The sequence below is a fragment of the Lysinibacillus telephonicus genome (assembly GCF_003966145.1).
Taxonomy (GTDB): domain Bacteria; phylum Bacillota; class Bacilli; order Bacillales_A; family Planococcaceae; genus Ureibacillus; species Ureibacillus telephonicus.
This window is the reverse complement of sequence record NZ_RXNR01000094.1, coordinates 1-12,910: the sequence shown is the minus strand read 5'-3', so window position 1 is coordinate 12,910 and position 12,910 is coordinate 1. Positions and strand designations below refer to the sequence as shown.

At 35.0% G+C, this 12,910-nt stretch carries 11 protein-coding genes; 2 read left to right on the top strand and 9 right to left on the bottom strand.

Going from position 1 to position 12,910, the window contains the following annotated elements; genetic code table 11:
• Positions 1-176: 176 nt before the first annotated feature.
• From EKG35_RS19060 to EKG35_RS19045, 4 genes are all read right to left on the bottom strand, one after another.
• Positions 177-1,034, bottom strand: a complete 858-nt coding sequence (locus tag EKG35_RS19060) for a dimethylarginine dimethylaminohydrolase family protein (RefSeq protein ID WP_126296123.1) — start codon at positions 1,032-1,034, stop codon at positions 177-179.
• Positions 1,035-1,259: 225 nt separating this feature from the next.
• Positions 1,260-2,003, bottom strand: a complete 744-nt coding sequence (locus tag EKG35_RS19055; protein ID WP_126296122.1) for an SDR family NAD(P)-dependent oxidoreductase — start codon at positions 2,001-2,003, stop codon at positions 1,260-1,262.
• 228 nt (positions 2,004-2,231) lie between these two features.
• Positions 2,232-2,882 (bottom strand): GntR family transcriptional regulator, encoded by a 651-nt coding sequence (locus EKG35_RS19050; RefSeq protein ID WP_126296121.1) that lies wholly within the window; start codon positions 2,880-2,882, stop codon positions 2,232-2,234.
• Between the two features lie 340 nt (positions 2,883-3,222).
• Positions 3,223-4,650, bottom strand: a complete 1,428-nt coding sequence (locus EKG35_RS19045) for an anion permease (RefSeq protein ID WP_281274643.1) — start codon at positions 4,648-4,650, stop codon at positions 3,223-3,225.
• A 433-nt stretch (positions 4,651-5,083) separates the two neighbouring features.
• On the opposite strand from EKG35_RS19045, the gene EKG35_RS19040 reads away from it, so the two are divergent.
• Positions 5,084-5,368, top strand: a complete 285-nt coding sequence (locus EKG35_RS19040; protein WP_126296119.1) for a hypothetical protein — start codon at positions 5,084-5,086, stop codon at positions 5,366-5,368.
• A 277-nt stretch (positions 5,369-5,645) separates the two neighbouring features.
• On the opposite strand, the gene ahpF is transcribed toward EKG35_RS19040, so the two are convergent.
• The 5 genes from ahpF to EKG35_RS19015 form a co-directional block, all read right to left on the bottom strand.
• Positions 5,646-7,178: an alkyl hydroperoxide reductase subunit F gene (gene ahpF, locus EKG35_RS19035; protein ID WP_126296118.1), complete on the bottom strand. Its 1,533-nt coding sequence runs from the start codon at positions 7,176-7,178 to the stop codon at positions 5,646-5,648.
• A gap of 13 nt (positions 7,179-7,191) precedes the next feature.
• Positions 7,192-7,755 carry an alkyl hydroperoxide reductase subunit C gene (gene ahpC, locus EKG35_RS19030; RefSeq protein ID WP_126296117.1) on the bottom strand — a complete coding sequence of 188 codons (564 nt, stop codon included), beginning with the start codon at positions 7,753-7,755 and terminating at the stop codon, positions 7,192-7,194.
• Between the two features lie 438 nt (positions 7,756-8,193).
• Positions 8,194-9,666 carry an efflux RND transporter periplasmic adaptor subunit gene (locus EKG35_RS19025; protein ID WP_126296116.1) on the bottom strand — a complete coding sequence of 491 codons (1,473 nt, stop codon included), beginning with the start codon at positions 9,664-9,666 and terminating at the stop codon, positions 8,194-8,196.
• Positions 9,667-9,684: 18 nt separating this feature from the next.
• Positions 9,685-11,202 (bottom strand): DHA2 family efflux MFS transporter permease subunit, encoded by a 1,518-nt coding sequence (locus EKG35_RS19020; protein ID WP_126296115.1) that lies wholly within the window; start codon positions 11,200-11,202, stop codon positions 9,685-9,687.
• A gap of 14 nt (positions 11,203-11,216) precedes the next feature.
• Positions 11,217-11,870, bottom strand: coding sequence for an HlyD family secretion protein (locus tag EKG35_RS19015; RefSeq protein WP_126296114.1), 654 nt, complete (start codon positions 11,868-11,870; stop codon positions 11,217-11,219).
• Between the two features lie 208 nt (positions 11,871-12,078).
• Here EKG35_RS19015 and EKG35_RS19010 point away from each other — a divergent pair, with 208 nt between their 5' ends.
• Positions 12,079-12,630 (top strand): TetR/AcrR family transcriptional regulator, encoded by a 552-nt coding sequence (locus EKG35_RS19010; protein WP_185807826.1) that lies wholly within the window; start codon positions 12,079-12,081, stop codon positions 12,628-12,630.
• Positions 12,631-12,910 lie beyond the last annotated feature (280 nt).

The following is a 12,910-nucleotide window of genomic DNA, read 5'->3' as shown; positions in this document are numbered from 1 at the left end:
TAACTTAATTTTATCAGAAGAGGTCCTTATTTTATTGTAAAAAATTCAAAGCCGGTGAAATTTTACTCGTCGTAAAATTTCACCGGCTTTTTGATTTATAGGAGGGTTTTGTCCCAGCCCCTAGGCTTGCTTTAGCTTTTGAAATTAAATAAACTTCAGATTTATCCAACTATAATTTATCCTTCTCGTAAGATAGGAAGTGTGCAACAACGAAATGAGCCGCCGGATTTAATAATTTCTGTAATATCGACTTCAATAACCTCAAAGCCCCGGCTACGAAGTTGTTTGTTTACTCTTTCATTGACTGGCAAACTTAGTAGTCTTTTGTTGCCGATGCTTAATACATTTGTACCTAGTTGGAATTGTTCTTCTTCCGAAACTTCAATTAAATCATAGCGGGAAGCAAAAAGCTCGATGTCTTTTTTCGACAAGGCTTTTGGATAAACTAAAGCCACATCAGGTGACACGACATTAAATACACAATCCAGATGCAAATATTTTTCTTTAAAATCAATGGTAATTACATTAAATTTATTTAAAAGATGCTGTAATTGATCAGCTGCCTTTTGATCTGTCCGATTACTAAGGCCTACGTATATTGTATCTCGGTCTATTATAACGTCTCCACCTTCAATCCGTTCCTCGACCAAATTATAATAAGAGATTTCTTCATCCTCTAGCCATTGTTTTAAAACGTTTTCCTCTCCTGCACGAACATCTGTAGCCATGTTGGCAACAAAGATTGTTTGTCCTAGTGTAAACCCTATATCTCGTGTAAACACCTGTTCAGGATATTTTTTATGATAAGGTAATAGGATAACATCAATATCATTATTTTTAAGCGTGTTAACAAATTCATCGTGCTGCTCAAGGGCACGTTCAATATGAATACCTTCATCCTTAAAGTGCTCCTGTGTTTCATTAATTACTTCGCGGATTGTCATATACTGTGGCTGACAAAGAATTACTCGCTTTAATGTATCGTATTCACTCATACAAAAGGTCTTGTGATTAGTCTTTTCACGTTCTTCCATTTCTTAGCCACCCTATCTTCACTTTTTTATCTAGGTTTTCCTAAACAATGATTATTATTACAACCAGATATTAAGAAAATTCTTTTGCGGCATGGGAAATTTAACAATAAAAATCACTACTTAATGGTTAACCATTAAGTAATGTATTTGCTATTTTTGTTCTAACGAAAAAGGGACTAACCCAGAAATCTTACTTTCCGGATTAATCCCTTTAAAAGTTCCTACTTATTTAGCAGTGTATCCACCATCAACGAAGACTGTAGTACCTGTTACAAAATCATTTTCAGCTAAGAAAACTACTGCATGTGCGATTTCTTCTGGATTACCTAGTCGGCCGATTGGATGTTTAGCAACTAAGCCATCATAAAAATCACCAAGAGCTTCTTTATTAACCATGCCAGATTCAATAAAACCAGGTGCAACTGCATTTACTCGAATATTACGATCGGCATATTCCAACGCAACTGATTTTGTAATTAAGTTAACGGCTCCCTTACTTGCTGCATATGGAGTAGAAGTTGGTTCACCAACGCTTCCTAAAATAGAGGAAGTGTTAATGATAGAGCCGCCTCCAGATTTAAGCATCTCACGAATAGCATATTTGATGCCATAAAATACGCCATCTTGGTTAACGGCAATAACACGTTTGTACTCTTCATCAGTTAATTCGTGAGTAGGTTTTTGAACTCCAACGCCTGCATTGTTAAAGATTACATCTAGTTGGCCAAATTGGTTTACAGCTTGTGAAACAAGATTTTCTACGGATTTTTCATCAGCAACATTTACTGCTACAAATAAAACATCAGAATATTTTTCTTTTAATTCTTTTTCTACTTTTTCTCCTGCTTCTTGGTTGTAATCACCAATCACAACTTTGGAACCTTTATCTAAAAAAGCTTTCGCAGTAGCTAGTCCAATACCAGAAGCACCACCAGTAACGATTACAACTTTGCCATTTAAATCTGTCATAATAGAATTCCTCCTTAAAGTAATTAGAAAACAATCTAATATATTGTTTAGTATTTTCTTCTTTTTATACTACAAACAGTACCTATTGCTTACCCGACAAATATAAAGATTATTTGAGTTAAATTGTGCAAAAATAAAGGGTAATAGAAAAAGGTCAGTGAATTTAGTACAAATTAATCATAGCTCTAAATTTGTCGATTGTCGACAAAAAAGCTTAAGGGTTTTTATTTACTTAACCCCTAACTTAATTGTCTCATATATAGCTTTATTCGCTTTAGCAAAGTCTGACTCAAGCATTGCTGCTCCAAAATCTTTTAATTTACAATGAAAGTTTTCCATTGTTTTTATGGTCCATTGAACTTGGGCAAACACTTTTAGGATGCTATTTGCCTCTTCATAAAATCTTATAAGAGCTTTATTATTTGCAATAGATAAAATGTATCTTAAAAGTTGTTCAAGTTTTATTTGATATTCTATTACATTTTTCTTTTCATATTCAGTAGATACTTCATTAAAGTACTCCTTGAATTTTAGTTTATGCTCTTCATTCCACTTATTACTTAAATAATTTACTGCCACTCGAATCAATTCGATTATTACATCGTTGTATTCTTCAATCTCACTTTTAGTAAAGGACTTTACAACCGTACCACGTCTTGGCATCCTTTCCACAATTCCATCTACCTGTAATAAGTAAAGTGCTTCTCGAACAGGTGCCCGACTTGTATTTAATTCCTTGGAAATGTCTTCTTCTACAATTTTATCTCCAGCTTTAAATTCACCTTCAATAATTTTCTTTAAAATATGCTTATAAATTTGCAATGATAACGGCTCTCCAAAACCGGAATTGCCAGAAAAGTTAATAGTATTCAAAGACATATATAAATCGACGCTCCATCTACTTGTGAAATTTTATTTATAGTTTAGTATACATGAAAATGTAGGAAATTAGGCCGGAAGTTGTTAGACTTGTACGTTTTATTAAAATAACAATGCATTTTTTTAACTTTTACAATACTACTGTTTTTCAGTTATATTTTAATGTGGAGTCAGCTAACTCGTTCTTTATAAAGAAGTTGAAAAATCATGCTAGATGATGTTCTAGCATGATTTTAATAAATATGGAATATATAGTTCGAGTGTTAAATAGTATGCCTATTAAAAGCCTGACCTCATGAAAAATAAGCTATGCCTGCATGCCTTAAGACAATACTACTCTTTACCAAAGGCCAAGTACTTTCCACCATAATCCACCAATGAGCAACCAAATCACGAGGTGAATCAGTGAAATAACAAGCCCAATTCCCCACCATTTTTCTTGTGTAACATAACCTGCTCCAAAGAATACAGGAGCTGGTCCGCTGCCATAATTCGTTAAACATCCGAATAAATTACTGAAAAATGCAAGAACCAATGCTGAAACTAACGGTGGTGCACCAGCAGCAACGATGACTGATAGAAAAGCACCGTACATTGCACTTACATGCGCGGTATTACTTGCGAAAAAGTAATGAGAATAGAAATATAAAATTGCAAGTACGACTAACGCAATAATCCAGGATGTTTGGCCAATCATACCTTGTACCATTTGGCTGAACCAAGGGATCATACCTGTGCTATTTAAAAACATGGCCATCATGACTAAGACTGAAAACCAAATTAAAGTATCCCATGCACCTTGCTCTTGCTTTATATCAGACCATGTTAACACTTGGGTAAGCAGTAATAACACTAATCCTATAAAAGCTGTAACAGTTGTATCAAGATTAAAACTTGAGCCAAAAATCCATAAAACAATTAAAAGGAGGAAAATGCCAATCATAAACCATTCTTCTCTTTTTAAAGGTCCCATCTCATCAAGCTTTTTCTTCGCCTCTACAGTAGCAGATGGGGTCTCTTTTATCTCTGGTGGGTAGAGTTTATAAATGACAAATGGAATTACTATTAAACTAATTAGCCCTGGTACTATAGCAGCTACCATCCAGCCTACCCAAGAAATTGTAGTGCCTGTAATATCTTCTGCTATCTTTGCAGCCAAGGGGTTAGCAGCCATAGCAGTTAAAAACATAGCAGAAGTAATCATATTTGCCTGAAAAGAAGTTGTAGTTAAAAAAGCTCCTATTTTTCTTTCCGTACCATCACCAGTTCTCGAACCATAAGTTTCAGACAATGAACGAATAATAGGTAATAAAATCCCTCCGGCACGCGCTGTATTTGATGGCATTGCTGGAGAAAGGATTAAATCACTAGCAATAAGAGAATAAGATAATCCTAAAGTTTTTTTCCCAAATAATCGAACAAAAATATAAGCAACTCGTGTACCAAGCCCTGTTTTAATAAAGCCTCTAGAAATGAAAAATGCTATAACGATTAACCAAATAGTAGAGTTTTGAAATCCACTTAACGCTTCTTCAAGTGTTAAAGTGTTTGTAATCATAATGACTGTTAAAGCCAAAATGGCCATACTCCCCATTGGGATAGGTTTTATAATAAGCCCAATAATGGTTGCAACAAAAATGGCAAATAAATGCCATGCCTGAACTTGTAAGCCTTCTGGAGGGGGAATAAACCAAATGATTGCACCTATTAGGACAACCACCATTAATGGAATTAATTTTACTTCCTGTTTTTCTTTTTTTCGATTCAATTTCTTGAACCTCCTTCCAAAAGCGCAAAATTGACAGCATAGACATCGCCGCATTATAATGCCCGTTCATGATAAAACGGTATAAAGTTCAAATGAACATATAAAATAAAGTGCTCTACTATCAATGCTGTTATTCGCTTACTCGCAATAATTATTTCAAGCTTTGTCGAAAAATGCGATATATATGCTTGTGGAAAATGAGTGTCTACAGCATTAAGTAGAAATCTATAATGGTAAGAAAGAGAGTTTAATCAAAAATAATGCTAAATTTTCAAGCTGCTATAGATATAAAATTGGAAGAAACAGGTGAGTTTAAAGAGGATTTTTATATTTCTAGTATAATAATTTTAGTTAACTCCTCTAAAAGTCTAATCTATTGGAAATTACAAACATATACTATTTTGAAAATTAGCACTGATAGGTGGTGAATTATATGCAATTTTATCCGCCAAATCCTAGAAGGAGGCCAATTCCTCCAGTATATAGGCAAAGGGTTGCACCTCCTAGTCAAATTCAAAGACAGGACGATTCACTCTATTACCTAAATCAGGTAAGAAGACAGGATGAACCTTTCCTTCCTCCAAATAATCAACCTCAAGTTTCTCGACTTAGAAGATTTCCAGATCATTTAAATACCATTTATGGACATATGGGAACAATAAGAAATGGGGTTGATATGATGAGACAACTAGGGGCATTTTTAAGTAGATTTAGATAGTTTACCTCGAGTGAGTGAATATATTTTGAGGGCTGTCTAGAAAGTAAAAATCCTAAACAGCCCTATTTTTTCGAGTGTGGAAAGAAAAAATTGCAAAGAAGAGTTAAAAAACAATTATTTCATCTTCTGAGAATTACATAACTAATTAAAAAGAAGTCACTTTGCATTGACTGCAAAATGACTTCTTTTGTTTAAAGATATAGGATGATTATGTTTTGTTCAGCATAAAAAATAACGCAGTAAAACTTATATAACGTTATGTAATAATCATAAACGTTTAACTATTTCGTATTAGATAATCGAAAGCACCTAATGCTGCTGTGGCACCTGATCCCATAGAAATAATGATTTGTTTATATGCACTATCCGTACAGTCTCCTGCAGCAAATACACCAGGGATGTTTGTTTCACCATGTTTATCTACTACAATTTCTCCAAAGCGAGAAAGTTCAACTGTATCGCTTAACCAGTCCGTGTTAGGTACAAGACCAATTTGAACAAATACACCTTGTAACTCAATATGACGTACTTCTCCGGACTCGAGGTCGATGTAAGAAATACCATTCACTTTATCAGTTCCTGTAATTTCTTTAGTTTGTGCATTTGTTAGAACAGTTACATTTGGTAGACTGTAAAGGCGTTTTTGAAGTACTTCATCGGCTTTTAGTTCTGGCTTATACTCAAGAACAGTTACATGTTTCACTATACCTGCGAGATCGATTGCCGCCTCAATACCAGAATTACCGCCTCCGATTACTGCAACATGTTTTCCTGCAAATAATGGTCCGTCGCAATGAGGACAGTATGCTACTCCCTTATTTTTGAACTCTTCTTCGCCAGGTACACCAATATTTCGCCAACGAGCCCCAGTTGAAAGGATAACAGTTTTACTTTTTAATACTGCACCATTTTCAAGTTCAATTTCAATAAGGTCTTTCTTTTCTAAACGTTTGGCGCGCTGTAAATTCATTATATCAATGTCATACTCTTTGACATGTTCTTCCAGGCTTGCCGCAAGTTTAGGACCCTCCGTATATTTCACACTTATAAAGTTCTCAATGCCCATTGTATCCATAACCTGGCCGCCGAAACGTTCGGCCACGATACCTGTACGAATGCCTTTACGGGCTGCATAAATAGCTGCACTTGCGCCAGCTGGTCCACCTCCAACAACAAGTACATCGAAAGGATCTTTGTTGGCCAATTCTGACGCATCAGTTGTACTACCCATTTTCGCAAGAATTTCTTCAAGTGTCATACGACCGCTGCCGAACGATTCGCCATTTAGAAATACGGTCGGCACTGCCATAATGTTTTTGCTTTCTACTTCCTCTTTAAAAGCGGCGCCATCAATCATTGTATGAGAGATGCCTGGGTTAAGAATACTCATTAAGTTCAATGCCTGTACAACATCAGGACAGTTGTGGCAGCTTAGACTAATATAAGTTTCGAAATGATATTCGCCCTTAATCTTCTTCACTTGATCAATGACCTTCTGATCAACCTTTGGAGCTCTTCCACTAACTTGAAGCAGCGCAAGCACTAATGAGGTAAATTCGTGTCCTAAAGGAACACCGGCAAAAGTTACGCCAGTTTCTTCACCGATACGATTTACACTGAAACTTGGTGTCCTATGTAATGTCGTTTTCTCTACTTTAATTTGAGAAGACATAGTAGCTAACTCATCTACTAAGGCAAGCATTTCACGAGATACGTCATCAGTTCCTGCACTCACTTTTAGTAGAATATCGCCCTCCATCAATTGAAGATATTGGGCTAATTGTGCTTTTATATCTGCATCTAAAATCATGTGGTCGTACTCCTTAAATTTTACCTACAAGGTCAAGGCTAGGCTTAAGTGTTTCAGAACCTTCTTTCCATTTAGCTGGGCAAACTTCACCTGGATTGTTGCGAACATATTGTGCAGCTTTAATTTTGTTTACAAGAGTGCTTGCATCACGGCCGATTCCGTCTGCATTGATTTCCATAGCTTGAACAATACCGTCTGGATCGATGATGAATGTACCACGTTGTGCAAGACCTGCTTCTTCATCCAGTACATCAAAGTTGCGAGAAATTTGTTGTGAAGGGTCGCCGATCATAATGTATTCAATTTTACTAATAGCTTCTGAATGATCGTGCCAAGCTTTATGTGTGAAATGTGTATCAGTAGAAACTGAATATACTTCTACTCCAAGCTCTTTTAATGTTGCGTATTCATTTTGTAAGTCTTCTAATTCTGTAGGACATACGAATGTAAAATCTGCTGGGTAAAAACAAACAACACTCCATTTACCTTTAAAGTTTTCTTCTGTAACATTAATAAATTCACCGTTATGATAAGCGGATGCTTTAAATGGTAATACTTCTTTTCCGATTAAAGACATAAATAATTCCTCCTAAAATGTTATGTTTTTAAGACATTTAAATCATAACCAATAATAATTATTGTTAATCAAATTAATTGTGATTAGAACAATTATAAATGAAAATTTATTATTTTATTGGTTATATTATTTTGTCTATATAATAATTATCTTTGCTTTTAGTGGGTGTTGCAATACTTTGGGAGTAATTGTCTAAATCTACACTTAAAAATTACAAATTTCGGACACAAATTAGCATTGTGGGAAGATCAAACATTATCAATTATGATCTATATTTCTCAATTAATGGGAAAATTTGAAGTTTGAGTTCTCACTTTTTAGTTATAAAGAGCTCGAAATTTAAGTGTGTTCATAAAATATACTGCACAAATAAAAGAATAAAAAATAGGTGAAGAAAAACGATTTGTTTTTCTCCACCTGTTTCATTTGAAAATGAAATTATTCGTAAGAAATTTCAACTTCTGGGGAAAGGAACTCCAGATTGTCTGTAATAACAAGGTCTTTATCCTTAAGGCCGTTTGTTACCATAACCATAGAGCCTTTCTTTTCTTTTATTTCAATTTCCTGCCGTTTAGGGTGATTATCTTCAACCACATATACATAGGATTTTCCGTCTTTATCCATCACTGCGGATGAAGGAATTAGTTTCCCCTCAGTTGCTTCGTCGGTAATAAATTGAAGATCCACAATCATACCAGATTTTAATATAAGATTGGGATTGTCAATTTCAATTTCTACAGGATAGCCCTTTCCATTCTCATCTAAAGGGCTAATTGTTTTAACGGTACCGTAAGTAACTTCCTCAATAGAAATGGCTTTTACTTGTACTTTATCTCCTTGCTTTATGTTATTAATTTCTTCTGCAGGAATATAAGTTAAAACATTTACTTTATCAAGATTAACGACTACTAAGGCTGGACTTTGTGGAGAAACCTGTTCACCCACATCCGTATACTTAAAACCAATTATTCCATCTATCGGAGAAGTTATAGTTGCATTATCTAACTGATCTTTCGCTACTTCAACATCTACTTGTCTTTGCTTCCATGCTTCTTCACTGGCTTGAATTGTTGCAGTGTTTTGAGCGATTTCCGCTTGTTCTTTTGCTTTTGAATAGCCTTCAGAAGCGTTTTGATAACTTTTTGTTGTATTTTCGTATGTTTGTTTTGCTGCACTTAGAGCTTTCTTAGCAGTTGCTAAACTTGTTTCTGCATTTTTATTAGCTATTTTAAGACTGTTCACGTTTGCCTTTGCAGTTTTTAGTGCCGATTCACTTTTTTCTAAATCAGCTTTAGAGATTAGTGAACCCTCATATAATTTTTCCATACGATCGAAGTTAACTTGAGCATCATTTAAAACGACTTGTGCTTTTTCTAAAGACAACTTAGCATCTTCTACCGAATTTTGCGCCATAGAAACTGCATTTTCAGCCTTCGCTACGGCATCTTTTGCTTGAACCATACCATTTTGGGCTTGAACCATGCTGTTTTTTGCTTGAACTACACCGCTCTCTGATTGGACAACACTTGATTGATGACCTGCTTCAGCAGAACCAATACTTGCATATGCAGCAGCTTCAGCAGCCTCAGCTTTTTTTACTGAATTAACAAGATCCTTATCATCAAGCTTTAATAAAACTTGCCCTTTTTCTACACGATCCCCAACTTCAACAGGAAGCTCAACAACTGTTCCTGATAATTTAGGAATAAGTTTTATTTCTTCATTTGGTCTGATTACACCTGAATAGACATTCCCTGTTGCAATTAGCTCATTTTGTACTTTAGCTACTTCAACTGGAATTACTGAATCATTGCCTTGCTGTTTAGCTGAACTAGTACTATTACAGCCAGAAATAATTAAAAGAGTGATTAATGAAAGAGCATAAATTCTAACATTTCTTAATTTGTTCATTACAATCTCCTTCCTATATTAAACATCTGATGTTTCCTGAGCTTGAGGCTTCTTTTTCTTCTTAAATATTAATACGAGCGGGATACAGATAAATAATGTCATAGCTGCAACATAGAAGACGTCTGTCATTCCTCTATAAGCTGCTTCAAGTTGAACGACACTTGATAAAGAGCTTGACCAGTTTGTACCATACTGACTTTGTGCTAATTGAGTCGATTCAATCGAGATTGAATCAGTAATTTCACCTAAATGTAAAGTTGTCCGTTTTTGCATAATTAGCGTAAATACGGCAATTGACATAGATGACGCTACTGCACGAATTAAGTTTGATATACTTGATGCCTTACCCACTAGATGTGGTGCAACCGCGTTCATTCCAGCAGTTGAGATAGGCATCATACAAAGTCCAGTTCCAATACCGCGTAACATCAGAACTGGAATCATCCAGTTGTGCATAGTATCAGGTGTCATAAAAGCGAGTTTATACGTAGTGAAGGCCATCAATGTAAGTCCAATCATGCCTAATGGAATAGGACCTGTTTTATTGAATAACTTACCTGCAATTGGCATCATAACTGCCATACAGATTGCTTGCGGCATCATTAAAAGCCCTGTATCAATGGGTCCCATGCGTTGAATGTTTTGTAAAAACAGCGGCATAATGAACATTGCCCCCATCATTCCAACCATTACAAGCGAAGAGATTATAGTACTTACCATAAAAGTAAAATTTTTAAAGAGTGAAAGTTCGATAACAGGATGTTCTGTATTTGCTTCCACATAAATTAAAAATACTAGTGCCCAAAAAGAGATGAAAAATAGTCCGATAATTTCAAATGAACCCCATCCTGCTTTTTGACCACTACTCAATGCATACAATAGTGTTCCCGCGAATGTAGCTGCAAGGAAAAAACCTAAAGCATCAAATGGTTTTGGGGCCGCTTTTTCTGGCGCTTTTAATAAAAACGATACAGCGATAAAAGCTAAAATTCCAAATGGGATACAAACGATAAATAAAAATCGCCAATTGAACCATTCAATCAAATAACCACTTAATGTAGGACCAATTGCAGGGGCAACCATGGCAGAAACGCCCCACAAACTTAGAGCAACAGAAATTTGTTCTCGGGGCATTATTTTATAAATAACAGTCATGCTTAGTGGACCAATAATGCCGCCACCTAGTCCTGTAATAATTCGAAAGGCGATTAAAGACATATCATTCCAAGCAATCGCACAAAAAAAGGTTCCAATAGTGAAAACAGCTAAGGCAACGAGTAAAAACTTTTTATAACCAATTCGTTCTTCCATAAATCCAACAATTGGAACAATTACACCGGATGCTAGCATGTAGCCTGTAAGAACCCATTGAATGGTATCCTGTGTGGATCCTAAATCTGTAGTTAAACTCGGAATTGCAACATTAATTAAACTATTATTTAATACAGCTACAAACGCTCCGGTAATAATTGCAATTAGTGCAAGCCATCTTTCTCTGGAAGATGCTTTTGAAGGAGCAACTGATGATGATGACAAAAAGAGCCCCTCCTTTATTTAATGTGTATATTTACTTCCACATTTGATCCAGGTATAAGATCAATACTTTCAGGTTTTACAATGGCAATTTCAATTGGGATTCTTTGTGTTACTTTATTGAAATTACCACTAGTATTTACTGCTGGAACTAGTGAAAGCGCAGAATTTGTTGCTTTTCCAATATCACGTACTTTTCCAGGAATTGTTTGGCCATCTAAAATATCAATGGAAACATCGACATCTTGTCCAATTTTAACTTTCTTAATATCAGTTTCTTCTATATTTGCAGAAACATATAATTTATTCATATCAACCATTAGAGCAACAGGTTGACCTGCGGCTGCAATTTCATGTTCCTTTGATAGAAGTTTAATGACTGTACCATCAATAGGAGCACGAATAATTGATTTTCTTATTAGGCCTGGATCAAGATTTGTTGTATCTTGCTCTGCTATTGCTTCGTTTTTTAATAGCGTATCTCCCTCTTTAACATCAATATTTGTAATTTCAGCGGAAATTTGTGGCATTACTTTATATTGATCACCAGCAATTCGTGCATCTTCTGTTTTTAAAAAATGTGTACTTTGGTAATAAAAATAGTAACCAATCCCGCCTCCGCTAATTACGAAAAGTACCAGTAAAATTATTAAGACGTACTTTTTTTTCATATCCTCACCTCTAACGTTCATTTATGAGATAAATTGATTCATAAAATAACCAATTTAACTAATCTTTATGGAATAAGACTCATAGATTACTTTAGCTATAGTGATTTTTTTAGGCAACCAATAAAATTTTATTATCTGTTGTTTTTTAAACAATTAGTAGTATAATTGTTTGATTAGATCAGGATTTTCTACAAAAAGAGGGATTATGTTGGATAGAGAGGTTAATATTGATCGTAGAGTTAAAAAAACACGACAAGTTTTAAAAGATGCACTTATCTCATTAATGGCTGAAAAAGATTTTAGTAATATCACAGTTCAGGATATTACAAGAGTAGCAGACGTAAATCGTGCTACATTTTATTCGCATTATCATGACAAAATCGACCTTATACAGAAAATAGCTGAGGAAATTTTAAACGAATTGAATGCAATACTTATGAAAAAATCTGACGGGTTGCGCTCCTACGACTTACTCGTTCAAATTTTTGAACATCTAAGTGAACATTCTGAATTCTATACAATCATGTTAAGTTCGAATCGCTTCCCAGGTTTTTGGAAAAAGCTATATGCAATTTTTCGCAATGCTACAAGTCGAAGTACGGAATTTTCCGATTCCGATGACAGCATCCCACAGGATATTTTAAATAGCTATATTTTAGGAGCTTACTTCGGGGTCGTAATACAATGGATTAAAAGAGGAATGCCATATTCACCGAAATATATGGCTGAAAAGCTGGCTAATATAAAAACAGTAATTTAATTCATATGAGGGATGACCCAAAAGTCGCCTTCATAAAGATTTATAAAAAAATGATCTGTATGTTTTCAACCGGGGATGGCCTGAGCTCGCAAGTCTGTGGGGTTTCGGCAGTCACGCTTTTTCCGTAGGAGTCTTGTGAATTTTTCATTATATAATATAAAAGGTTCTATGTCAAATGTTGGGGTGAAGTGATATTACACGGCACCCCGATTATCCTAAATGAACCCCAATTTTCTTATATAAATTATTTAATAAAATTTTCGCTTTAAAGTGTTCATAG